The following is a 23,053-nucleotide window of genomic DNA, read 5'->3' as shown; positions in this document are numbered from 1 at the left end:
AACCGGCCCGCAGAGTGGGTCAGGCGACGCCGCCGTTGCCGTCCGGGGAGATCGGGACCCGCGTGACGCCGTCCACCGTGCCGGCCGCGGCGGTGCTCAGCCGGCGCAGCAGGGCGGCGACGTCGATGCCGGTGAGGTCGCCGGACAGCTGCAGCCCCTGCGCGACGTTGGCGGCGACCGACTTGCCCAGCGCACCGGGCCCGTCGGCGGAGATGACGGTCATCGTGTCCACGCTCGACAGCGGGGCCGCCGCGGCCCCCACGACGTCGGGCAGCACCCTGACCAGCATCTCGAGGATCGCCGCCTCGCCGTACTTGGCGAAGGCGTCCGAGCGGGCGTCCATCGACTCCGCCTCGGCCTGCCCGCGGGCCAGGATGGCGGCCGCCTCGGCGGCGCCCTCCCGCTCGACGGCGTCGGCGATCGCCTGCCGGCGCAGCTTCTCGGCCTCACCACGCTTGGCGCCTTCGATCGCCTCGGCCTGGGCCAGCGCCGAACGGCGGGCCCGCTCGCCCTCACCGGAGAGCTCGGCCTGGCGAGCGGCGGCCTCGGCGGCGGCGATGGTCGCCTGGCGCTGGGCCTCGGCGGTGAGGATCGCGGAGTTCTTGCGCCCCTCGGCCTCCTGCTCGACCTTGTAGCGCTGCGCGTCGGCCGGGCGGCGCACCTGGGTGTCCAGCTGGCGTTCGGTCAGCGCCGCCGTCCGCACGGCCACCTTCTCCTGCTCGGTGAGGATCGCCTGGTCCTGCGCGGCCTGCGCCAACGGACCCGCCGCGGCCGCCCGGGCCTTCGCGGCGTCGGTCTCGGCGGTGATCTCGGCCTGCCGGAGGGCCAGCTGGCGCTGCGCGACCGCGATCGCCTCGTCGGCCAGCAGCTGCTCCTGTTGGGCGGCCTGGCGGGCCCGCGCCTCGGCGATCGACGCCTCCTTGAGCACCCGCGCGGCTTCGGGGCGCCCCAGGTCGGCCAGGTAGGAGCCCTCGGCCTGGATGTCCTGCAGCTGGAAGGTGTCGAGCACCAGGCCCTGACCGGTCAGCGAGGACTCGGCCTCCTCGGCGACCGCGGAGGCGAAGGCCGCGCGGTCGCGGATGATCTCCTCGATCGTCAGCCGCCCGACGATCGAGCGCAGCGCACCGGCCAGCACCTCCGAGGTGAAGGTGTCGATGCCCTCCTGCTGGTTGAGGAACCGCTGGGCCGCGGCGCGGATGGAGTCCTCCGTGCCGCCGACCTTGACGATGGCGACGCCCTCGAGGTCGCACTTCACACCCTGCTTGCTCACCGCGCCCCGGATGCCGACCGGGATGCGGCGGCTGGACAGGTCCATCGTGTGCAGCTTCTGGACGACGGGCAGCACGAACACGCTCGCGCCCATGACCACCTTCTGGCCCGACGAGTCGCGGGAGACGACGCCGGACTCGCTCGTGATCTGGCGCCCCTGTCGTCCGGTGACCAGGAAGGCCTGGTTCGGGCCGGCGACCTTGATCCGCGACAGCACGAGCAGGACCAGCAGGAGGACCAGGACGGCGATGCCGCCGATGGCGTAGACCAGCGTCACGGGGTGTCTCCTCCAGGCAGGGGAAGGGGGTCGGGTGCGGTCGAGACGACCTCGACGGCGGTGTCGCTGAGGGCCTCGACGACGTACACCGGCGTCCCCGTCGGGAGCGGCGAGTCGCTTCGGGCGGAGAACTTGAGCTGCTGGCCGGCCAGGGTCAGCCGGACCTCGCCGAACCCGTGGCTGGGGACCGCCGAGACGACGACGCCCTGCGCGCCCACGAGCGAGTGCCGGGTCAGCGTGGGCTGGGTGGGCATGTCCTTGAGGGCGCGCGAGAGCCGGATCGCGCCCCAGGCCAGCGGCACGGCGACGCCGAGGCCGACGGCGAGGGCGAGCAGCGCGGTGACGGCGTCGGGCAGCGATCCCGGCAGCACGCTGACCGCAGCCGCACCCCCGAAGCCCATCCCGCCGAGCAGCGCCGCGACGGCCGGCACCGAGAAGGGCCCGTCGGCGTCGACGTCGCCCAGGCCGAGCTCGCCGATCTCACCCACGACCAGCGAGAGCAGGAGCACCACGACGCCGAGCACGCCGACGGCGAGGAAGACCGCTGCCACCCCGTGCGCCCTCCCCGTCGACCCGTTGACCTGCAGCCTGGCAGTCGGGGCCCGGCGGCGGCAAGGAACTCCCCAGTCGGGTGACGCCGGCCAGGGATCCCGGCCCTCGCGCGGGGGGCTCAGCGCGAGACGGCGTACTGGTCGGCGATCTGCGCGGCGCTCAGCACGTTCTGCGTGATCATCACGTGCGCGATGGACCCGGAGAAGTACGGGCTGGTCGGCGCGCCGGGCCAGCTGGTGGCCAAGGTGTCGTAGCCGATCCGCCAATAGCCGATGTAGTCCTCCGCGTACGGGGCCGCCGCCGTCCCGACGACGGCGCCGTCCACGTACAGGCGCAGGCCGGTGGAGGGCGAGTAGGTCGCCGTCACCAGGTGCCACGCGCCGTCGTCGTAGGCGGCGGAGCTGGTCACGGTGGTCGGGGTGCCGTTGTAGACGCCGAAGGTCAGGCGCCCGTCGTTGCGCATGTAGACGTGCCGGTCGTACTGGCTCGACGCCGCACCGCTCACGCCGCTGCCGAAGCCGACCAGCTTGCCGCCCGCCTTGGTCCTCGTCGAGAACCACAGCTGGGCGGTGAACGCCTGAGGGTTGTCCAGCGCCACGGTCGTGTAGAGCCGGCCCGAGGAACCGTCGAGCTTCACGGCCCGGTCGCCTCCCGCCCCGCAGGTCGGACCGGCCACGCGGTAGCTGATGCCGCCCGTGTAGGTGGCGTTGGCCTGCGCGCCCGCGAAGCCGACGTTGACGGCGGTGGGCCCCACGGCCTCCTGCAGCGGCAGGTACCCGGGGGCTCCGACGCCGGCGCCGGCGGACGTGCAGGTGAAGTACTTGGCCGCGGCGAAGGAGTTGGCGTTGTTGGCCGTCGTGGCGCTGAACACCGCGCCGGACCCGGTGATCGTCGGCAGCGCGGTGGCCACCGCCACCGCCGCCGCGCCGACGGCGACCGCCCGCCGGCCGGGGCGCAACCGGGGGCTCTCCGCGGCGTCGCGCCGCTCGTCGTCGGCCCGGTGCAGCAGGGCGAGCCCCAGCAGCGTCACCAGCCCGGCGCCGGTCAGCGCCAGCGGTGCCGCGCGCCCCTGTGCCAACCAGACGGTCGGCAGCCCGAGCCGGGGCACCGACCACACGCCGGCGCCGTGCACCGCAGCCGGCGCCACCAGCGCCGCGTCGGCGTCGGCGTTGGCGTCGCCGCGCAGCCGCAGGCCACCGGCCTCCACCTGCTCGAGGCGGTGCAGACGCAGCAGGCCGGGCGCGTCAGGGTCGTCGACCAGCAGGATGGCGCCGACGGTCAGGTCCTCGGGGTCGACCGGGCGGACGACGACGACGTCGCCGGTGTCCACCGCGGGCGCCATCGAGCCCGACATGACCACGCTGGTCTCCCACCCGACCAGGGCGGGCGCCGTCGCCGTGGCCATCAGCAGCGCCAGCAGCCCCAGGACGCTGCGGGCGACGACGCTGATCACGAAGGCGGTCCAGCCCTGCCGCCAGGACGCGGGGGTGCTCATCGGGTCTGCGCCTCCCACACGAAGGAGACGGCGGCCGACCCGCCCTCGGCCGACAGCGGAGCGGTCGTGGGCAGGGTCCAGGCGAGCTGGTAGGTGCGCGTGGTGGCCACCTTGCCCGGCGCCTGCCAGCTGCCCAGCCCGGTGGCGAACCCGTCGGCGGTGAAGCCGGCCAGCGTTCCGGTGTAGACGACGCTGCTGCTGGTGAAGCCGGTGCACGAGGTCGCCGACCCGCCGGTGCCGAGGCGGACGGTGAGCGTCAGGGCCGCCGCGAGACCGCCGGTGAGGGAGCGCCCCGTGCCGTAGAGACGCACGGTCGCCGGCGCCGTCCCGTTCGCGGTGACGCGGATGCACCGCGTGCCGGTGTCCCCGGGCATAAGGCCTCCGGCGGTGAACAGCGTGCTGCCCGCGTCGTCGTCCCCGAGGGTGAGGGTGCCGGTGGTCGCGGTCGCGGGGAACGCGGCCGCCGAGTCCACGAAGGTCGCGTAGGCGGACTGCCAGACGACCAGCGACGACCCGAGGACGGCGGCCAGCGCGCACGCCGCCAGGCCCAGGCGCCGTGCACGGCGGCCGGGGCGCGCCGCGCCGGCGGGGGTCACACCGGAAGGCTAAGCACTCGGCGTGTTCGCAACGAGACTCTGCGTGACCGGTGCACCCGAACGGGGGAGGGGACGACCAGGGATCATCGGGGCATGCGTCGGGAGGCCAGCGTGCTGCACCTGGACCTCGATGCGTTCTTCGCGGCGGTCGAGCAGCGGGACAAGCCCTCGCTGCGCGGGCGGCCCGTCGTCGTCGGCGGGGTCGGCGGTCGCGGCGTCGTCGCCACGGCGTCGTACGAGGCCCGGGCCTACGGCGCCCGCTCGGCCATGTCCACCGCGGAGGCCCGGCGCCGCTGCCCGTCCGGGACAGCGTTCCTCGGCGGCCGCTTCGCCGCGTACCGCCGGACGTCCGACGTCGTGATGGGCCTGCTGCGCGAGCTCTCGCCGCTGGTGGAGCCGGTGTCGATTTCTGTCTGAACTAGGCGTGTCGTTGTACCGACCTGTCGCACCCCCCTGCCAGGGTGTCGATCATGGTCGAGTGGCGGCTGGTGTGGGTGTCGCCCCAACGGACCCCTGCGCCTGTTGAGGCGCTGTGGGACGAGGGGCAGTTCGAGCGCGCCCGCGCCCTGGCCCAACTCGACCGTGAGCCCTACGCCGTGTTCGTTCCGCCCAGCGGTGTCCCTGACCAGCGCCTGCTGCGCTACACGACGGACCACTTGGCCAACTACGCGGTCGACACTCAGCGGACCTACGCGACTGAGATCAGGGTGTGGCTGAACTTTCTCGTCGACACCCGAGGGGAGACCGACTGGTGCAGGGCGACGAGCGACGACGTGCGCAACTTCGAGTTCTTCCGGCGGCGTGACCGCCGTCGGTTGGAGACCGAGGACAGTCGCGGCCGCAAGAAGACACTCATCACCGGGTCGTCGTGGGTCAAGGTGCTGGCAGCGGTGTCATCGCTGTACCGGTGGGCAGTCAGCGACAAGTTGATCACCGCGAGCCCTGTAGTGATGAGCAGCGGGGGACCGCGTCGAGGCTCGCGCCACGACAGGCCGTCAACACCTCGGGCGGAGCAAGCACCGTCGAACGCGAGGAAGTCGAACGTCCGGTGGTTAACCCGCCGCGCGGTCGAGCGGTGGCGCCAGATCGGCTTCGAGGACTACGGGGCGAACGGACTGCCTCGTGGCGTCGAGCGTGTACGCACGCAGGCTCGCAACGTCGCCTTCGTCAACCTGCTGTACGGCACTGGGATGCGCCGCAAGGAGGGCGGCGCGCTGTTGACCCTGGAGATTCCGGCCGACGAGGGCACCCGCAGCATGGTCACCGGATGGGTGCCCGAGGCCCTAGGGAAGGGCGGCAAGGGGCGCTGGTTCTACCTCGAACGGCGCTACGTACGGGGACTGCACGCCTACATTCGCTTCCAGCGGCAGCAGGCCGTACAGCGAGCCCAGGCGCAGGGTCGCTATGAGCGCGTTGAGGACCGCCTGCTGCTGGTGGCGGTGCATGGCTCCGGGAAGGGGACCGAGGTCACCACGCTCGACCCTCGGGAGCCAACGGCAGAGCCGGTACGGCAGCGGCTGGACGACCTCTCAGCCGCCGATCGCATGCGCCTCTACCGAGAAGTATCCACGGAGCGCGGCGCGGTGCTGGAGCCCCTGTGGCTGTGGCTGAAGGACGACGGCACACCGCTCCCCTACCGCGAGTGGGACGGCATCTTCCGGGCCGCGAACGAGCGATTGAAGCGGGAAGGCGTTGCCCTCTTCGCGATGCCGCACATGCTGCGCCACTCCTACGCCCTACACATGCTCATCGCCGCTCAGCGCGCGTACCTGATCGACAGCGGCCTCGACGCCGAGGAGCGCCGTCGGTATCAGCGACTGTTCGGCAACGTGTGGGAGTTGGTCCGCGACCTGCTGGGCCACGCCGACGTCACAACGACCAGGAACTGGTACCTGGAGCCAGTACGGGGTCTCCAGATGGAGTGGCTGATGGACATGATCCATCAGCCCGACGGAGAGAACAGCCCGGTTCGTGACGTCAAGGCCCTCGAAACGCTCGTCCGCGAGACAGCCAAGCCGGACGCGGATGCGTCTCCCGCCGACGACATCGATGCCTTCGAAACTCTGGTCAGCCAGCGGTCCCACCGGGTCCTAGACGTGGCCGGGGATGAAGCCTGATGCCTCGGGACACGCGCACCGACCGGGCGCCCATGGGGTACACCCGGCCGCCGGTGCTCTCTCCGGACCTGGTGCTCACCCCTGTGGGAGAGGACGGCGAGCCGCTGGGGTCCTGGGACTTCAACCGTCTGCCCTGCGCACCACCGATCCGCGAGGCTCTGGCGGAGGTGTTCGCCACCCAGGTGGACGTAGGAGGGCCGTGGCGACGGCCTGCCACGGTCCAGTTCTCGTGGGATGCGGTGGGCAACTTCCTCCGCTGGCTGGAGAGTGAAGGCCACCACCTGTCCTCCCTGAGCGAGTTGACCCGCGCCACGTGGGACGAATACGTCATCGGGCGCCCTCCCGGCTGGGCGGCCTCTCTCAGCACGCTGAGACGCATGCTGGTCGCCACCGGCCAGTTGCAGCCCCGAACCGCGCTCGCCGTCAACGCGCGACAGAAGACACGCACACCACAAGTGCAACCAAGCCTCACGACCGATCAGGCCCGGCGGGTGCTGCGGGTTGGCCACGAGGTCCTCGACGCGGCACACGAACGCATCCTGGGCTCGTGGGCGCTCCTTGAGGAGTACCGGGCGGGGCGCCTTGAGCCCGACACGGACAGGGGCCGTTGGGGCGCTCTCCTCGCCCACGTGGAGGAGCACCTCGACGTCCCCCGCATCACCCTGGCCAACGGCACGAGGGACATCGCCCCGGAGGCGGCACGCCTCGTCGGTCGCCGAGGGGTCACGGCCGTCGAACGGCTGTTCCTCACCCCCGTCGAAGCCGGGGCAATCATGTCGCTCATCGGCCTGCACGAGGGCTGGAACCCGGACATGTGGAAGACGTTCACCATCGACGACGTCCGTCGCGCCGACAGCGGCGATGAGGCCCGACTCGTCTACAACATCGGCTTGGACAAGCCCCGGCTCGGCGCTTGGCGACACATCGCGAACACGCTGGTCGAAACCGGGTTGCGCACGGGCGCCAGCGTCCTGCGCCAAGTCTTGGAGATCACCGCCCCAGGGCGCCGAGCGATGGACCGACGTGGCACCCCACTGAATGCCGTCCTCATCTACGCCCGTACCAGCACAAACGGAAGCCGGGGCGCGCTAGACCGGGTGACCTCAGCAGCAACGTCGGGCAAGACGAACCTCTGGAGAGCGGTGGGCCTGTTCTCCGACCACGTCAACCTGCGTGACGAGGCGGGCCAACCCGTCCGGTTCCACCGTCGGATGCTGCGACGGACGAACACCGGCCAGGTTCGGCCGCAAGGTCACAGCGAGGCGACCAACCTCAACGTCTACCAACTCCACGACGCCACGGTGCGAGAAGAGAGCAAGGACGTCACCGAGGACGGGCTCAACGGTGCCCTGGACCACGCCACCCTGACGGTCACGGTGCTGCGGGCCACGGCGGAGGCAAGCCAGCAGGACGCTGACCTCGACCCCCGTACTGCGCATGCCATCGACAGCGGCGTCCTAGACACGCCAGTCGGGGCGTGCAAAGACGTCGATCACAGCCCGCTGAGCAACCACCAGACGTGCCGGGTCTCGTTCCTGCTCTGCTTGATCTGCACTAACGCGGTCGTCGTGCCCCGGCACCTGCCGCGCTTGGTCTACCTGCACCAGCGCCTGGAGGGGCTTCGCGAACACCTCGCGGACAGTCCCGCCTGGGCGCGTTGGGCACCGCACTGGCTGCGGCTCACCGACCTGCTGAACCGGCACTTCACCGCCGCCGAGCGCGAGGACGCGGCCCGCCGCATCACCGACGAGGACCGCGCGTTGATCGACAACACCCTGGCTCGGAGGTATGACACGTGACCGCTCCCGACCGAACCGGCCACCCCGCTGATGGTCGGGGCCACTCAGTCGTCGGCGACACGGAGGCGTGGACCTGGGACCCGGCCATGAGCGCGTTCCCAATCGATCAGGTGCGTGCCGACGCCGCCTCCGCCGCCCCGCGCTACGGGGACGGCGTCTGGGATCTGGCGATGCTCAACCACGGCGACACCATGGATCGGCGGAACATCACCTGGGCTGAGTGGCCCGAGCGGTTCCGCGAGGTCCTGCGTGCCGCCGCCTGGACCATGCTCAACCAGGGCTTGGCTGAGGAGATGGTGGGCCAGCGGACGATCGCGTTGGCCCAGTGGCCGTCGGCCGCCACCGCCTTCAACGCCGTGCACTCGTGGCGTGTCTTCGCCCGCTGGCTGAACACCGAGCGGCCCCTCGTTCGGCGCCTCGGGGACGTCACCACCGAAGACCTGCGCGACTACGCGACCCACATCAGGCAGACCCGCAACACCTACCAGGCGCGGGCGGCTCCGCTGCTCGCTGTCGCCCGCCTGTACGGCTGCCTGTGGACGCTGCCGCCAGCCGATCGTCTGCCCCCACCCCCGTGGCTGACCGAGGGCCTGATCCCGTTCATCGGCACCCCGCAGGGTGGAGAGAACAAGACACCCCCCATCGCCCCTGAGACCATCAGCCCGTTGCTGACCGCTGCCATCGCCTGCATCAGCGACTTCCTGGACGAGTACGGCGACACAGATGACCTGGTCCTGCCGGAGGGCGTGATCTACCGGCTCCAGGGCGCCTGCCTGATCGTGGTCGCCTATCTGACCGGCATGCGCCCCCAGGAAGTTCTCTCCCTAGACCGCGACTGCCTGACGGTCCTCACGAGGCCCAACGGCGCCCTGCGCTACGAGGTTCGCGGCAAGCACTTCAAGGGAGTTCGCGATGCGGACGGTCGCCACATCAGCGCCGGTCAACTGCGCGAGCAGCCGTGGCTGACCATCAAGGCGGGCGCCGACGCCATCCGAGCGGCACACGTGCTCGCACTCGCTACCGACGAGCATGGGCACGTCACGCGAGACGCCGACAGCAACCTGCTGTTCCCTCGGGGGCGCCGTAGGCGCGATGGTCGCCCCGGCGCGGGGATGATCGCCAAACAGGCCCACCGGCGGATCGCCGCTTTCATCACCCACGTCAACGACGGCCTCGCCGCCGCGAGGGGCTGGGCGCCCATTCCCGCCGACCCGCAGGGGGCCGTCACCCTGCCTCGCTTCCGGCGCACTCTGGCGTGGCACATCGCCCGTCAGCCGCTAGGCGAGGTGGCACTCGGAGTTCAGTACGGGCACGTCCGGGTCGTGACCGGGCAGGGCTATGCAGGCCGCGCGGAGGCGGGCCTCCAGGGGCTGATCGACGTGGAGGAGATGCAAGCCGTCGTCGAACGCCTCGAAGAAGTGGCCGACGAGCGGCGCAACGGCGGTCGGATCAGCGGACCGGCCCGCGAACGCCTGGAGGCGGCGATCAGCCGATACGACAGCCAGTACGCGGGCAGCAAGATGACCGACAAGGAACTGCGCCGCCTCGCCAAGACGCCCGGCATGCAGGTCTACGACAACCCCCGCGCCCTGTCCCTGTGCGTGTTCCAGCGGCGCACCGCCGCATGCCATGTCGCGCCTGCCGCGTCGTCTGCGGAGCGAGCAACCCCAAGCCTCGACGACTGCCGCTCCAACTGCGCGAACCACGCCCGTACGGATCGGCACATCCAGGGGCTGAAGGCTGAACGCGCCGGGTTGGCGGCGGAGGTCGAGCATGCCGCTCAGCCGATCGCGATCCGCCTGACTGACCGGATGGCCGACATCGACCGCACGATCGCTGACCACGAGGTGGCCTGATGGCGGCGGACCTGCCCGGCTGGTGTGAACACTGTGGCGCCGAGTTGCTGCACGCTGAGCGTCGTCCGGGTCGCGCACGCCGGTTCTGCGGCGACGCCTGCCGCCAGGCGTTCAACCGTCAGGTCCGGCTGCGCCGTGACCTGATGCGGGAGGTGGGCCTGTCGGTAGTGCAGGTGGAGCGGCTGCTCGCACGGTTCCGGGTGAGTGCCCGATTCGCCACGGCGGCCGAAAAGCGTGACCTCACGCCGTCACGATCTGATCGGGTTGTCGCGGGCGCCGCCCCGAGTGAGCGAGGGAGTGGGACCTCCGGATGACCACCTCTGGTTCGGCGAGGACGTCCGACGAGCAGGAGCGGCAAGCCATCTTGTTAGCCATGGACCGACTGCTCAACGGGCAGACCACTCGGAAACTGACGGTCAAGGACCTCGCCGAGGAGGCGGGTGTCAAGCGGCACTGCCTCACGCAGAAGCACACCGACCTCAAGGACTTGTTCTACCGGCGCGTCGCAGAATCCGGGGAGCAGGAGGAGCCCGCCTACGTCCTCCGGCTGCGTGAACGGATCGGCGCCCTGGAGCAGCGGCTGCGCCAACGAACCGAGGACGTCGCCCGCCTGGAGGCGTTGAACGACCAGTACGTGGAGAACCTCGCCGTAGCGGTGGCCGCATTCGACAAGGCAGAACGGAACTGGGCTACGGCGGCGCAGCGGGCCGAGGTGCTGGAGGAACGGCTGGCTGCCGCGCAGGACCGGATCGATGAGTTGGAGTCCGGGCCGCGACGTCTGGCCGGAGTCAGCGCTCCGCTTCGTGTAGCGGGGCGTCCGGTGATCGTGGACTGACTAGCCCGCGCGCCGCATCCGCGAGGCCCATGGCCAGAGCGTGTGCGGGGCCGCGTTCGTCAGAACAGCGTGTCCTGCGAGGCGGCCGACTTGGGCGCCGGTCGGCGTGGGACTAGGCGAGTCGGCTTGGTCGTCGCCCGTCGCGCGATGATCTTGTGCACGTCTCGTTCGCCAGATCGGCCGAGCAGTTTGCGGGAGACGATCCACGTGCCGTCCCCCTGGTTGGCGGCAAGTCCGGCTCGTTCCAGTAGTTCGAGGGCTCGGCGGACCACGGTGATCCCGCCGACGCCGTACTGCTTCTGAAGGAGTGTGGTGGTGGCCTTCTCTTCGACGGTGATGTCCTCCCGCCCGCCGCCGAACTGGGTGGGCCAGGTGCGAGTCCACAGGTGGGTGGCCAGGTAGAGCGGCTTGATCGGATCGTTGATGAAGGCACGGTGCGCCTTGGTGGCGACGAAGTGGCTGGCCTTGATGTTGAGCCCCTCGTCGAGGCGGGCACCGATGTGCGGCTCTCGCTGGCCGCTGTAGAGGACGCCGTTGTCCGGGTCGGGCAGTCGCTGGAGCGTGTACACCGACTCGGTGCGGAAGAACTGGCCGATACAGGGAGGCCGGGGCGGCTTGTAGGGATGCTCGGGGTCGAGGTAGCGCTCCTTGATCACGCGGCGGATCGCGGGGAGACCGACCTGGGCCTCCACGAGCAGCATCACGTCGAGGTGGGACACCGCAGCCAGCCCACCACGTCCATCTGGAACGCGGTCGAGGACGGCGTAGCCGCCGATCTGGGCGCAGACCTTGTCCAGGCTGTTCTCGTGCAGCGCCAACTTGGCAATCTCGCCGATGACGGCACTGCCGTCGCTGAAGAGCACCGTGAAGTCCGGCGTCAGGGGGTCTCGCTTGCCTGCGACCGGAATGCGGGGGAACCGCTCGAAGTGGCTGACCGTGGCGGGCATGCCCTTCACGGCGGGGTCGGTGAACAGCCACTCCAACGCTGAGACCACGTCGACGTGCTGGTCGTACGTCTCGTACTCGGTCAGCAGCGCCTGTTCGGCGGCACCGGGCGGTGAGGACGTAGTCACGTCAGAACGGCGCGACCAGGTCGTCGAGCGACACGGGCTCCGGCGGTGCCGCTTCGGTGATCTCTAGGGCTTCGAAGCGGTCGCCGAGGCTCTGCGCGAGGCGGGTGAGCGCGCCGAGACTGGATCGGAAGCCGGGGTGTACCTCGATGGCGTCCGGGGTGGTCACGAAGACGTCGAAGTTGGAGCCGTCCGAGTAGTCGGTAACTACGACGTGCAGGTAAGGGTTGCGGTGCAGGACCGCGATCGCGATGCCGCGCTGCCGCTCAAGTTCAGCGAGGACCTCTCCCGTGGCCTCCGCGTCGACCAGGATTGGTCCTGGCAGTCGGATGGTGATCGGCTCCGGAGGTGGGGCGTCGATCTGGCGCTGGCGTCCGGCCATGAGGGCGCGACGCCGGTTCGCCGCAGTGGCCAGACGGCCGAGGACGATGCGGTCGAACAGGACGAAGTCGCCGGTATAGAAGGTGGCACCAGCGCGCCGACGCAGGTGCAGGCTGATCCGGTCGGCGATGTGCAGCGTCAGGGTGCGCACCGATGCACCCTCGGCCTCGGCATTGCCGATGGCCTCATGGTGCGACGGGCGCAGGGAGCCCGAGCGGGCAGCCCAGCCACGGTTCAGCGAGGACTGGTCGGAGCGCTTGCGGGCGGTCAGTCGGCTGACCTCTACCTCACCGAACTCCGAGAGGGCTGTGCCGATGTCGGTGAAGTCATAGTGGTCGAGGAAGACCGGGACGACCTCGGGAGCGACGTTGGCGACCCACCGCTCGACCCTCTGCCAGCGAGGATCGGTCGTTGGGACGCTACCCACGAGGTGGAACACGCCTTCGTGCGCGGTCGGCCACGCGCCGAGCACGAACGGACCGCGCTCATCGACGACCCGAAGCAGCGACACCAATCCGACCGTCAGCAGGTCGCCCTCGACAACCTCCGAGATCACTGCGATTGGGTTCTCCTCGCCAGCGATCACCGTCTCGACGGCGATCGCCTCGGTCGGTGAACCGGACGCGCGGCTGACCGAGTCGGTGAGGGAGCCGAGGTCTTGCCCCAGGTCAGCGAACTGCCAGAGCAAGGAGTCGAAGCGGGTCATCTCCGCCTCGCGCTTGCGGTCGACCATCGAGACCCTCCCTCCCGTCCGCTTGACCTGCGAAGTCACATCATGGACGTCGGCACTAGGCGTCCACATCTACAGGCGTAGGGCCACCCGATCGGGTCACCGATGCCTACCTGTTCAGACTGACATCTTGCATCTCCATCCAGCACGGTCGCTATCATCGCCGCGTGTCGATGAAAGCGGATCTAAGCGCTAGCACTGAGACTGCGGTCAACGAGACCACAGCCCTATCCGCTGCGGCATGCATGTTCCGCAGCCTCGGCGACACGGCGCGGCTCGCGATCCTGCGTCACCTCACCCTGGGCGAGCACAAGGTCGTCGACCTGACCACCCACCTAGGGCTGGCCCAGTCCACCGTCTCGGCGCACCTCGCGTGCCTGCGGGACTGCGGCCTGGTGACCTCCCGCCCGCAGGGCCGTGCGTCGATGTGGTCGCTGAACCACACCGCGACCCTGCTTGACGTGCTGTCTGCGGCCGAACGCCTGCTGGCCGCGACCGGCGATGCCGTCGCGTTGTGCCCGACCTACGGAGAGGAAGCGGCCCGGTGACCGTCACCCACGAGCACCCGACGCTGACCGCCGCCGAGCGCACCCGGCTCGGGCGCCGTGCGCAACTGCTGGCCGGGGCATCGGTCACCTACAACGTCTTCGAGGCGATCATCGCGGTCGCGGCGGGCATCGCCGCCGGATCGGTCGCGCTCATCGGCTTCGGCCTGGACTCGGTCGTCGAGGTCTCCAGCGGGCTGATCATCCTGTGGCAGTTCCGTCACCGGCTGCCCGAGTCCCGCGAGCGGCAGGCGCTGCGGCTGATGGCGTTCTCGTTCTTCGCGCTGGCCGCGTACGTGACCTTCGAGTCGGTTCGTGCGCTGTTCTTCGGCGGCGAGCCCGAAGCGTCGCCGGTCGGCATCGGCCTCGCAATCGCCTCGCTGATCATCATGCCGTTCCTGTCCTGGGCGCAGCGCCGCACCGGCCGCGCGCTCGGCTCGCACGCGGTCGTCGCCGACTCCGCCCAGACGCTGCTGTGCACGTACCTGTCGGCCGTACTGCTCGTCGGGCTGGTGCTCAACGCGACGCTGGGCTGGGGCTGGGCCGACCCGATCGCCGGGCTGATCATCGCCGCCGTCGCCGTGCGCGAGGGCATCGAGGCATGGCAGGGCGAGGGCTGCTGCGCCCCCGGCCGCCCCGGCGCGGACTCCAGCAGCGAGGGCTCCACCGGCGGCTGCGCTTGCGCGGACGGCTGCACCGACGGCTGTTGCACACCCGCCGCCGTCGCCGATCCGCAGAACCTCCTCCAGATCACCACAAGAGAGCGGACCCGATGAGCACCGTCGCACTCGTCCTGTACGTCGTCGCGCTCGTGGTGCTGTTCGGTGTCCGGTCGTGGGTCCAGCACCGCCGCACCGGCAGCACTGGCTTCCGGGGCATCTCCGGCACCCCGGCCGAGGCGGGCTGGTGGGGCGGCGTGCTGTTCATCGCCGCGATCGTGCTCGGCTTGGCCGGTCCGCTGCTGGCCGTGACCGGCACCGTGCCCGCCGACCCGCACCCCGTCGTCGCCGCCGTCGGGCTAGTCCTGGCGCTAGCCGGGTTCGCCGCCACGCTGGCCGGACAGACCGGGATGGGTGCGTCCTGGCGGATCGGCGTCGATGAGGCCGAGCGGACCGACCTGGTCACTACCGGGGTCTTCGGCTACGTCCGCAACCCAATCTTCACCGCGATGGCGCTCGCCCAGTTCGGCATGCTGCTGCTGGTGCCGACCTGGGTCAGCGCTGCCGCGCTCGCCGCGCTGATCGCCGCTGTGGAGTTGCAGGTCCGCGCCGTCGAGGAGCCCTATCTGCACCGGGTGCACGGTGGCGCGTATGTCGCGTATGCCGCGCGGACCGGCCGGTTCGTGCCCGGCGTCGGCCGCGACTCCTCGAACTCGGCCCAGGCCCGCATCGTCTGATCGGATGCCCCCTGCGACGCCACGGATTGACCTCAGGGCAGCCTCGTAGGCTCGGGCGGCGTCACGCCCGACGCACCCCCTGACTTGACGGGAGACCTCCTTGCTCCGCCGGTGCGCCGCTCTCGCCCTTGCAGGCGGACTGACGCTGTCGCTGACCGCCTGTACGACCGAACGTTCGGACACCCCCGCGCCTCGGTCCGCAGTGGACGTCGGGATGGAGCATGTGCACGGGCTCGGCGTAGATCCCGCTGACGGCTTGCTCTATGCGGCCACCCACTTCGGCCTCTTCCGAGTGCCCGAAGACGGCGACGCGGAACGGGTCGCGGACCGCTACCAGGACACCATGGGGTTCACCGTGGCCGGGCCGAACACCTTCGTCGGCTCGGGTCATCCGGACCTCCAGGAGCAGGACCTGCCGACACACCTGGGCCTGATCCGCAGCAGTGACGCCGGAGAGACGTGGGACATCGTCTCCCTCGGCGGTGAGGTCGACTTCCACGCCCTCCGCGTGGCACACGGGCGCATCTACGGCTGGGACGCCACGACCGGCCGCCTGCTCGTCTCCGCCGATGAGGGGCGGACCTGGGACACCCGCAGCACCCTGAACCTGCGCGACCTGGCCGTACACCCCGAGGACCCCGAGGTGCTTCTGGCGACCACCGAGCAGGGCCTGCTGCGCAGCGGCGACGGCGGTCGGACCTGGACGGCCGTCCCGGCTGCTCCCGGCGTCACCGTGCTGGCCTGGCCCGCCACCTCGTCGCTCTACGGAGTCACGCCGGACGGCGCCGTTCACGAGTCGACCGACGGCGGAACGACCTGGGCCGAGCAGGGGTCGGTCCAGGCGGAGCCCGAAGCACTGCTCGTCGACAACCGAGACGGTGTCGAGAGCATCTACGTCGCGGTGTCTCCGGCGACCATCCTCGTGAGCACCGACGGCGGCACCTCGTTCAACACCCGCTACGCGGGCTGACCCCCGCGCTGGCGCATCTCTGGCCCGTCGGCTGCCGGGGCAGCACGGCTTGATCTCTTCGCTCCTCGCTTTGGGCTCTGCGGGACCGCGTCCCGCTGCCGTGCTGAGAGAGCGCCTGCCGCTGGCGTGCCGGTCCGATGATGACCTCGACCGAAGAACTTTCGGCCTGGTGGAATACCCCCTGGGGGTACTAGCCTTGGAGGCGGCACAGCCCACCGACGAGAGGGAGCGGGTCATGCCAACGCAGCATCAGACCACCGTGCTGGAGGTCTCCGGCGTGCACTGGGCCTCGGAGAAGGCCGTGGCGGAGAGCGTGCTGGGCAGGCGCCCCGGCGTGCTGAGCGTCGAGGCGAATCCGGTGTCCCAGACGGCGACGGTCACTTACGACCCGTCGCGCACATCGGTGGCGGAGTTGGCGGGCTGGGTGCGCGACTGCGGTTACCACTGCGCCGGACAGTCGGTTCCGCAGCACGTGTGCGACCCGGCCGCTGAGCCGCGTGACCAGGCGATGGCACACGACAGTCACCGTCCCGCCGTGAGCGCGGTGGCACCGCACGACCACGCGGCCATGACGGCGGCCTCCGCAGAGCCCAAGGGCGAGCACGCCGGGCATGGCGAGCACGCGGGGATGACGCCGCAGGACGCGATGGGGCATGGCGGTCACCACGCCGGGATGTCGATGGACGACATGGCCCGCGACATGCGCAACCGCTTCTTGGTCGCGGCGCTGCTGTCGATCCCGATCCTGCTGTGGTCACCGATCGGCCGAGAGGTCCTCGGCTTCGAGGCGGCGGCCCCATTTGGGCTGCGCGACGACGTCTTCTCGCTGATCCTGTCGCTGCCGGTGATCTTCTACTCGGCCTGGATCTTCTTCGACGGCGCCTACCGCGCGTTGCGCGCCCGCACCCTGGACATGATGGTGCTGGTCGCGGTCGCGGTCGGCGCGGGCTGGCTGTACAGCCTGATCATCACGCTCACCGGGGGCGGTGAGGTCTTCTACGAGGCCGCCACCGTGCTGACCGCCTTCGTGCTGCTCGGCCACTGGTTCGAGATGCGCGCCCGTGGCGGCGCGAACGACGCCATCCGGGCGCTGCTGGAGTTGGCGCCACCTCGGGCGGTCGTTATCCGCGACGGCCAGCCGGTCGAGGTGCCCACCGCCGACGTCGTCACCGGCGACCTGCTGCTCATCCGGCCCGGCTCGAAGATTCCGGTGGACGGCGTCGTGGAGGACGGCGGGTCCGAGGTCGACGAGTCCATGGTCACCGGCGAGAGCCTGCCGGTACACAAGGCCACCGGCTCGGAAGTCATCGGCGCCTCGGTCAACACCACCGGCACCCTGCGGGTGCGCGCCACGAAGGTGGGCGCGGACACCGCACTCGCACAGATCGTCGCCCTGGTCCAGCAGGCGCAGAACTCCAAGGCGCCTGGCCAGCGGCTGGCAGACCGCGCCGCCTTCTGGCTGGTGCTGGTAGCGCTGATCGGCGGCGGCCTGACCCTGGCGGTGTGGCTGCTGGCCGGGGCCTCGTTCGCCATGGCCATGCTGTTCGCGATCACCGTCGTGGTTATCACCTGCCCCGACGCGCTCGGCCTGGCCACCCCGACGGCGATCATGGTCGGCACCGGCCTCGGCGCCCAGCGAGGCGTGCTATTCAAGAACGCCACCGCGCTGGAGGCCGCCGCCCGGATCGACACCGTGGTGATGGACAAGACCGGCACCCTGACCAAGGGCGAGCCGGAGGTCACCGACGTGGTCGTCGAGGGCATGAACGAGGACGAGTTCCTCGTCCTCGCCGCCGCCGTCGAGCGGGAGTCCGAGCACCCGCTTGCCCAGGCCGTCGTCCGCGAGGCGCAGGCGCGTGGCGTCCCTGTCCTGGCCGCCGAGCGGTTCCGCAACGTGCCCGGCCACGGAGCGAGCGCTGAAGTGAACGGTCGTCGGGTGCTGGTCGGCAACGCGAAGTTGATGGCCGATGAGGGCGTCGACCTCGGGTCCCTGGGCGCCCGGCGGGACGAGTTGGCGGGTAGCGGCCGGACGGCGGTGCTGGTCGCGGTGGATGGCCGCGCCGTCGGGGTGATTGCGCTGGCCGACGCTGCACGGGAGACCTCGGTCGCGGCCGTGGCCGCGCTGCACGAGGCCGGGGTGGAGGTCGTCATGCTCAGCGGCGACAACACCGCCACCGCCCGGCGAATCGCCGACCAGTTGGGCATCGACACCGTCATCGCCGAGGTCCTGCCCGGCGACAAGGCCGCCAAGATCACCGAGTTGCAGCAGTCCGGCAAGCGGGTGGCCATGGTCGGCGACGGCGTCAACGACGCCCCGGCGCTGGCACAGGCCGACCTCGGCATCGCCATCGGCGCGGGAACCGACGTCGCGATCGAGACCGCCGACGTCGTGCTCATGCGGTCCGACCCGCTCGACGTGCCGATCGCCTTGCAGATCGGGCGCGGCACCCTGCGGAAGATGCGGCAGAACCTCGGGTGGGCGATCGGCTACAACGCGATCGCGCTACCCATCGCCGCCGGGGTCTTCGAGCCCGCGTTCGGGCTAATCCTGCGGCCCGAGATTGCTGCGCTGTCGATGTCCGGCTCGTCGTTCCTGGTCGCGGTCAACGCGCTGCTGCTCAAGCGGCTGCGGCTGCCCGAGGCCCCGGAGGCACCCGCTCCCGAACCGGCGGCACCCCGAGCCCCGCAGCCGGTGTCGCGCTGACCCGACCTAACCTGAGATCAACGACGCGAGGACGGGAGGTGAGCAGCATGCGCGGACGACGCGGGTGGGTCCTGCTGCTCCTGGCCGCCGTCTTCGCCATGCACGGTCTCCAGTGCGCCGCTGCCGACTCCGGGACCACCACCGCTGCGCATGGCACCGTCCACACCACCCCGGCCAAGCCCGACCCCGTGCTGCACGGGGCCGGGCTCGGCCCGGTTCTGGAGTCGACCGCCGCCATGACCGCCGCAGCCCCTGCCGCCGTCGTCGCCGGGTCGGCCATCGGCATGTCCCTCGCGGCAGGCCACGACAGCACGCCGCACGCGGCCGGGCACCTGTGGGCGGTGTGCCTGGCAGTCCTTGCCGCCGGGCTCGCCGCGATGCTCCTGGTCCTCACCGGGCGCCTCGCCGAGTTCCGACTGCTAGTCACCCGCCGCACCACCGGCGGCTCTTGGGCCGGGCTGCACCCACCCCGGCCGCCGGACCTGTACTCCCTCTGCCTGATGCGGATCTAGGCCGAACGTCGCGTCTCCTCGCCCCCAGCCCTCGCGGCTGCGGCGACGCCTTCGCACGTTCCCTCAGACCCGTCCTCAGGAGATAGACATGACCCGCAAGACCACTCTGCTCGCCGGTGCCCTCCTCGCGGGCGCGCTCGCGCTCACCGCCTGCTCCGATGACTCCGTCGCCTCGCACATGGACTCGATGGACAGCGGCAGCGCCGAATCGACCAGCACGTCCGCCAGCGAGGACGCTGCGTTCAACGACGCCGACGTCACCTTCGCCCAGGGCATGATCCCGCACCACCAGCAGGCCATCGAGATGGCGCAGATGGCGTCCGAGCGGGCGCAGGACCCGCGCGTGCTCGACCTGGCCAGCCGCATCGAGGCCGCCCAGCAGCCCGAGATCGACACCCTCACCGGCTGGCTGAAGGAGTGGGGCGCCGAAGACGACGGCATGGGCGGCATGGACCACGGCGGCATGGACCACGGCGGCGGAATGATGTCCGAGGAGGACATGAACGCCCTGATGGCCGCCTCAGGCGCGGAGTTCGACCGGCTCTTCCTGGAGCAGATGATCGAGCACCACACCGGCGCCGTCGAGATGGCCACCACCGAGGCCGGAGAGGGGCAGAACACCGAAGCGCTGGAGATGGCGAACGACATCCGCGATACGCAGAACGGCGAGATCGCCGAGATGCGGCAGTTGCTGACCGAACTGGGCGGCTGAGCCACAGCCATCGGCGGCGGACTGTGTTCTCCGCCGCCGATGGCGGTCAGCCGGTCGGGCAGTCCCGTTCGGGCGACACCTGAAACTCGGGGACCGCCCGCGCCTCTGCCTCCTCCGGCGTCGAGGCATCGCCGTTGCGGTTGATGTCGTCAATGAGCCACTCCATCTCCAGGATCTCCCGTCGCTGCGCCTCGCTGATCGAACGGGCCAACTCGCACACGCGGACGTCGGAAATCTGGGCGCGCTCGGACCGGGTGATGGCCAGCGAGTGGTGGGGGATCATCGAACTCATCCAGTTCTCGTCGTTCACGAGGATCTGGCTGCGGTCGAGGAACACGCCTGTGCCGAGCAGGACGAGGCTGGCCGCGACGATGGCGATGTTCGCCTTGGTGTTCTTGTACATGTTCAGCATCCAGCCGAGCATGACCAGCCCCATGGTTCCGCCCATGGTGAGCGCCATGAAGACCCGGCTCTCGCTGAAGCGGACGTGGCTCCACTGCCACGTGCCCGCGAACATGGTCCAGTACATGACGACCATGGCCGTGAGGATCATCGCGCCGAAGCGCAGGTACATCTTCTTTTCCATCTTGGCGCCGTCGTGCTGGTCGTCGCCGTGAGCGTGCTGGTTTGTCTCGTCGCTGCGCTTCGTCGCCATGATAAAGAACCCCGTTCTTTCGTCGGTGTGTGGGGCGTTCCTCGCGACTGCTGCCACTGCTGACTGGCCGCGATTTCCGTGACGGCGTCCGGGCGCCCGGACTGGTGTTCCGGGCGCCCGGAGGTCTGCTGATGGGGGCGCTTGTCAGCCGAGCGAGGTGATGAGGTCGCGGCACGCCTGCTCGCACCGGCGGCACGCCTCGGCGCAGACCCGGCAGTGCTCGTGCATCGACGCATGCTGCTCGCACTCGTCACCGCACGCCTTGCAGGCCGCAGCGCAGGCTTCCAGGACCGCGCGGGTCAGGTTGGCGTCGTAGCCGGTGTGCCGGGACAGCACTCGCCCCGTGCTGTCGCAGACGTCGGCGCAGTCGAGGTTGGTGCGGATGCACTTGGTCAGTTCGGCGACCATGTCCTCGCTCAGACAGGCGTCGGCGCAAGCAGTACACGCCTGGGCGCACTCGAAGCACGCCTCGATGCAGGCCCGCAACTTGTCCTTGTCCACTCCGCCGAGGTCCTTCGGGTAGGTGTCCAGCATCTGCGCGGCGACAGTCATCGGCTTGCCCCTTCCTTCGGCTGGTGGCCGTCGGCCCAGATGCCGTCGGCTCAATGCCCAGCAAGGCTCGCCTACCCGATGACTCACGGCGATACCCGTGCGGTTGCACGGGTATTTTCGTCAGCGGTAGGAGGTGGCCATGGACGAGCCGACCGACGGCGGGCACAGCGCCGCCGGGCATGACCACCCGGTCGACCCGACGCGGGTCGCCCACGCCCGTAGTCGGGGCCTGAGCGCCGAGGATGCTGGCTGGCTGGCGGGCACGCTGAGCCTGCTCGCCGACCCCGTGCGAGCACGCATCCTCTACGCCCTCGACCTCGTCGAGGAACTCTGCGTCGGCGACATCGCCCTGGCCCTGGACGCGACGGTGGACTCAGTCGGCTACGGGCTGCGCCTGCTCCGCACGGCCGGGCTGGTCACCACCCGCAAGCAAGGCCGCGTCGTCTACTACCGCCTCGCCGCAGACTTCCCCGAGCCGCTCCGCGACCACTGCCTGCGCCGCCTGGTCACCATGTCCCGAGCCACCGGCGACGGCGACGGCCACGACTCGAATCTGAGCGAGTAGGACCAGGCCCTCTCGTCGTGGCGGTCCGCGCCAAACGGCTCAGTCGCGCGGTGGGCGGAGTCCGTTCACGGTGACGGCAACCAGCCTCCGGACGCCCTGGGATGAGGGCATGTCGCGGGCTCCGCCGAGTGCGTGCAGGCAGAAGGTGGCCAGTTCCTCGGCCGGAATGTCGTCGCGCAGTTCTCCGGTGGCCACGCCTTCGGCGATCAGGTCGCGCAGGAAGTCGCGCAGCCGGTGGCGGGCCTGGGTGACGTGCTCGCCGTGATGCAGGACCGCTCCGAGGTCGGAGCCGTGCGACTGCGCGGACAGGTGCGCGTACGTCTCCAGCACTGCCGCGAGGCGCTGTCCGACGCTGCCCGGCTGCTTCCCTACCTCCGGCAGGTGCTCCAGATGAGTGGCGATCTGCCGTTCGTGCCAGGCACCCAGGATGGCCTCCACGTCAGGGAAGTGCCGGTACAACCTGGGCCGTCGGCCATCCGGTCCAGAAGTCGAGGCCGTGCTGCTCGATTCGGCGGCCCGCATCCGTGTGGCAGAGGGTTTCTGCGGCACTGCTGATCCGCGATGGCGATGGACCACACCCGGCCAGCCGGTCACTAGGCGCGAGGTAGTTCTCCGGTGTCGACCAGGGTGAAGACGATTCGTGGCTCCGGAGGAGTCATGGAGTCGCATGGCACGCGACGTCTCTTAACGCTTACCTCCACGACTTCGTGCTCTCCAACGATCACCTCGACGTCCAAGCCGCCTTCGGGGATCTGGGAGGGCTGGACCAGTGCTTCCGCAACCATCCACGTCGCTGCGCCACGATGCGTGGTCTCCAGGGGCGCGACCGTCTCGATTTCGGCAACCGGTACGTCCATCTCTGACCCGTCGTCCAGATCGATGCACAGACCCGGCGCTGGGGCGTGGCCGTCCTCGGACGTGTACCAGAGCATTCCTGCCGGGCGCCCCTCGACGCGATAGCCATCGACTGCGGTCACTGCGATGCGGTCATGAGCGTTGAGCCAGGCGGCGGGGTGGCTCTTCCCCTCAGGCGTCCTGGCACGCCAGCAGGTGCACTCGTCGTAAGCCGGACGCATTACGCCTCCTAAGCAGCGGCTCTGCGGAGCCCTGGGGCTCGCGCCGGACGTGGCGCCTGCCGCAGCGATGGACCATATATGAGGTGGTGGCTTCGGTTCCAGCCACGAACGGTTGGCAGTCGTGCCGGGAGGGAAAACTGCTCAACACCTCGCGCTCTCTGAAGAGCGCCGCAAGGCCCTCGGGGGCAAGGTGAAGACGGCTCGCGAGAACGCGGGCCTGACACATGAGTCACTGGCCCACGCCTCGGGCGTCTACTTCAAGCACATCCAGCGCATCGAGCGCGGCGACTCGAACCCCACGCTCGCCACCGGCTATGCCTTGGCTGATGCGCTCGGCCTCCGTTTGCAGGACCTTCTCCCGGACTAGGGCGTCGCGTCACCTCTCAGCG

Annotated in this window: 26 protein-coding genes; 15 read left to right on the top strand and 11 right to left on the bottom strand. The window is 70.4% G+C overall.

The window, feature by feature from the left end; all coding sequences use genetic code 11:
- Positions 1-19: 19 nt before the first annotated feature.
- The 4 genes from DQ239_RS15765 to DQ239_RS15750 form a co-directional block, all read right to left on the bottom strand.
- Positions 20-1,546, bottom strand: coding sequence for a flotillin family protein (locus DQ239_RS15765; RefSeq protein ID WP_113835358.1), 1,527 nt, complete (start codon positions 1,544-1,546; stop codon positions 20-22).
- Positions 1,543-2,097, bottom strand: a complete 555-nt coding sequence (locus DQ239_RS15760; protein WP_199583057.1) for an NfeD family protein — start codon at positions 2,095-2,097, stop codon at positions 1,543-1,545. Before DQ239_RS15760 ends, DQ239_RS15765 begins: the two co-directional genes overlap by 4 nt.
- A 119-nt stretch (positions 2,098-2,216) precedes the next feature.
- Positions 2,217-3,593 (bottom strand): LamG domain-containing protein, encoded by a 1,377-nt coding sequence (locus DQ239_RS15755; protein WP_113835357.1) that lies wholly within the window; start codon positions 3,591-3,593, stop codon positions 2,217-2,219.
- Entirely contained in the window at positions 3,590-4,189 is a 600-nt protein-coding gene (locus tag DQ239_RS15750; RefSeq protein ID WP_113835356.1) for a hypothetical protein, read from the bottom strand. The genes DQ239_RS15755 and DQ239_RS15750 overlap by 4 nt, the downstream gene beginning before the upstream one ends.
- Positions 4,190-4,282: 93 nt before the next feature.
- On the opposite strand from DQ239_RS15750, the gene DQ239_RS15745 reads away from it, so the two are divergent.
- From DQ239_RS15745 to DQ239_RS15725, 6 genes are read left to right on the top strand one after another with little or no spacing between them, the layout of a single operon-like run.
- Complete coding sequence (locus DQ239_RS15745; protein ID WP_233489338.1) at positions 4,283-4,606, top strand: hypothetical protein; 324 nt, start codon at positions 4,283-4,285, stop codon at positions 4,604-4,606.
- Positions 4,607-4,659: 53 nt separating this feature from the next.
- The gene (locus tag DQ239_RS15740; RefSeq protein WP_233489346.1) at positions 4,660-6,306 is read left to right on the top strand and encodes a tyrosine-type recombinase/integrase; all 1,647 of its coding nucleotides are present in this window, start codon (positions 4,660-4,662) and stop codon (positions 6,304-6,306) included.
- A gap of 53 nt (positions 6,307-6,359) precedes the next feature.
- Complete coding sequence (locus DQ239_RS15735; RefSeq protein WP_135145113.1) at positions 6,360-8,105, top strand: hypothetical protein; 1,746 nt, start codon at positions 6,360-6,362, stop codon at positions 8,103-8,105.
- A complete protein-coding gene (locus DQ239_RS15730; protein ID WP_113835353.1) occupies positions 8,102-9,961 on the top strand; it encodes a hypothetical protein in 1,860 nt (619 codons plus the stop codon). Before DQ239_RS15735 ends, DQ239_RS15730 begins: the two co-directional genes overlap by 4 nt.
- A complete protein-coding gene (locus DQ239_RS20145) occupies positions 9,961-10,275 on the top strand; it encodes a hypothetical protein (RefSeq protein ID WP_147252140.1) in 315 nt (104 codons plus the stop codon). Before DQ239_RS15730 ends, DQ239_RS20145 begins: the two co-directional genes overlap by 1 nt.
- Before the next feature lie 59 nt (positions 10,276-10,334).
- Positions 10,335-10,796, top strand: coding sequence for a hypothetical protein (locus DQ239_RS15725; protein ID WP_135145110.1), 462 nt, complete (start codon positions 10,335-10,337; stop codon positions 10,794-10,796).
- 59 nt (positions 10,797-10,855) lie between these two features.
- Here the strand turns inward: DQ239_RS15725 and DQ239_RS15720 are convergent, their stop codons facing one another.
- On the bottom strand, positions 10,856-11,869 hold the full coding sequence (locus DQ239_RS15720) for a hypothetical protein (protein ID WP_113835351.1): 1,014 nt from the start codon (positions 11,867-11,869) through the stop codon (positions 10,856-10,858).
- 1 nt (position 11,870) lies between these two features.
- Positions 11,871-12,980 carry a hypothetical protein gene (locus DQ239_RS15715; RefSeq protein WP_147252139.1) on the bottom strand — a complete coding sequence of 370 codons (1,110 nt, stop codon included), beginning with the start codon at positions 12,978-12,980 and terminating at the stop codon, positions 11,871-11,873.
- Positions 12,981-13,222: 242 nt separating this feature from the next.
- On the opposite strand from DQ239_RS15715, the gene DQ239_RS15710 reads away from it, so the two are divergent.
- The 4 genes from DQ239_RS15710 (at position 13,223) to DQ239_RS15695 (ending at position 15,888) form a co-directional block, all read left to right on the top strand.
- Positions 13,223-13,525, top strand: a complete 303-nt coding sequence (locus tag DQ239_RS15710; RefSeq protein WP_233489336.1) for a metalloregulator ArsR/SmtB family transcription factor — start codon at positions 13,223-13,225, stop codon at positions 13,523-13,525.
- Positions 13,522-14,298, top strand: coding sequence for a cation transporter (locus DQ239_RS15705; protein WP_113835349.1), 777 nt, complete (start codon positions 13,522-13,524; stop codon positions 14,296-14,298). Before DQ239_RS15710 ends, DQ239_RS15705 begins: the two co-directional genes overlap by 4 nt.
- Positions 14,295-14,918 (top strand): isoprenylcysteine carboxylmethyltransferase family protein, encoded by a 624-nt coding sequence (locus DQ239_RS15700; protein WP_113835348.1) that lies wholly within the window; start codon positions 14,295-14,297, stop codon positions 14,916-14,918. Before DQ239_RS15705 ends, DQ239_RS15700 begins: the two co-directional genes overlap by 4 nt.
- A 214-nt stretch (positions 14,919-15,132) precedes the next feature.
- Positions 15,133-15,888 (top strand): F510_1955 family glycosylhydrolase, encoded by a 756-nt coding sequence (locus DQ239_RS15695; RefSeq protein WP_113835347.1) that lies wholly within the window; start codon positions 15,133-15,135, stop codon positions 15,886-15,888.
- Between the two features lie 249 nt (positions 15,889-16,137).
- Here the strand turns inward: DQ239_RS15695 and DQ239_RS21215 are convergent, their stop codons facing one another.
- A complete protein-coding gene (locus DQ239_RS21215; RefSeq protein WP_255410869.1) occupies positions 16,138-16,269 on the bottom strand; it encodes a hypothetical protein in 132 nt (43 codons plus the stop codon).
- A gap of 154 nt (positions 16,270-16,423) precedes the next feature.
- Between DQ239_RS21215 and DQ239_RS15690 the strand changes: the two genes are divergently transcribed.
- The 3 genes from DQ239_RS15690 (at position 16,424) to DQ239_RS15680 (ending at position 19,816) form a co-directional block, all read left to right on the top strand.
- Positions 16,424-18,592 (top strand): copper-translocating P-type ATPase, encoded by a 2,169-nt coding sequence (locus tag DQ239_RS15690; RefSeq protein WP_233489335.1) that lies wholly within the window; start codon positions 16,424-16,426, stop codon positions 18,590-18,592.
- A gap of 47 nt (positions 18,593-18,639) precedes the next feature.
- The gene (locus DQ239_RS15685) at positions 18,640-19,104 is read left to right on the top strand and encodes a DUF6153 family protein (RefSeq protein WP_135145106.1); all 465 of its coding nucleotides are present in this window, start codon (positions 18,640-18,642) and stop codon (positions 19,102-19,104) included.
- A gap of 88 nt (positions 19,105-19,192) precedes the next feature.
- A complete protein-coding gene (locus DQ239_RS15680) occupies positions 19,193-19,816 on the top strand; it encodes a DUF305 domain-containing protein (protein WP_113835344.1) in 624 nt (207 codons plus the stop codon).
- Between the two features lie 46 nt (positions 19,817-19,862).
- Here the strand turns inward: DQ239_RS15680 and DQ239_RS15675 are convergent, their stop codons facing one another.
- Together DQ239_RS15675 and DQ239_RS15670 are read right to left on the bottom strand one after the other, a co-directional pair.
- Positions 19,863-20,471, bottom strand: coding sequence for a DUF305 domain-containing protein (locus DQ239_RS15675; RefSeq protein WP_199583056.1), 609 nt, complete (start codon positions 20,469-20,471; stop codon positions 19,863-19,865).
- Positions 20,472-20,615: 144 nt separating this feature from the next.
- Entirely contained in the window at positions 20,616-21,023 is a 408-nt protein-coding gene (locus DQ239_RS15670) for a four-helix bundle copper-binding protein (RefSeq protein ID WP_113835343.1), read from the bottom strand.
- Positions 21,024-21,162: 139 nt separating this feature from the next.
- Here DQ239_RS15670 and DQ239_RS15665 point away from each other — a divergent pair, with 139 nt between their 5' ends.
- Complete coding sequence (locus DQ239_RS15665) at positions 21,163-21,588, top strand: metalloregulator ArsR/SmtB family transcription factor (RefSeq protein WP_113835342.1); 426 nt, start codon at positions 21,163-21,165, stop codon at positions 21,586-21,588.
- A gap of 39 nt (positions 21,589-21,627) precedes the next feature.
- On the opposite strand, the gene DQ239_RS15660 is transcribed toward DQ239_RS15665, so the two are convergent.
- The gene (locus DQ239_RS15660; RefSeq protein ID WP_113835341.1) at positions 21,628-22,026 is read right to left on the bottom strand and encodes a hypothetical protein; all 399 of its coding nucleotides are present in this window, start codon (positions 22,024-22,026) and stop codon (positions 21,628-21,630) included.
- Between the two features lie 155 nt (positions 22,027-22,181).
- On the bottom strand, positions 22,182-22,664 hold the full coding sequence (locus tag DQ239_RS15655; protein ID WP_147252138.1) for a hypothetical protein: 483 nt from the start codon (positions 22,662-22,664) through the stop codon (positions 22,182-22,184).
- Between the two features lie 121 nt (positions 22,665-22,785).
- Here DQ239_RS15655 and DQ239_RS15650 point away from each other — a divergent pair, with 121 nt between their 5' ends.
- Entirely contained in the window at positions 22,786-23,031 is a 246-nt protein-coding gene (locus DQ239_RS15650; protein WP_233489344.1) for a helix-turn-helix transcriptional regulator, read from the top strand.
- Positions 23,032-23,053: the final 22 nt, after the last annotated feature.

It is taken from the genome of Blastococcus sp. TF02-09, assembly GCF_003319105.1.
Taxonomy (GTDB): domain Bacteria; phylum Actinomycetota; class Actinomycetes; order Mycobacteriales; family Geodermatophilaceae; genus Blastococcus.
This window is presented reverse-complemented; position numbering and strand designations above follow the sequence as displayed.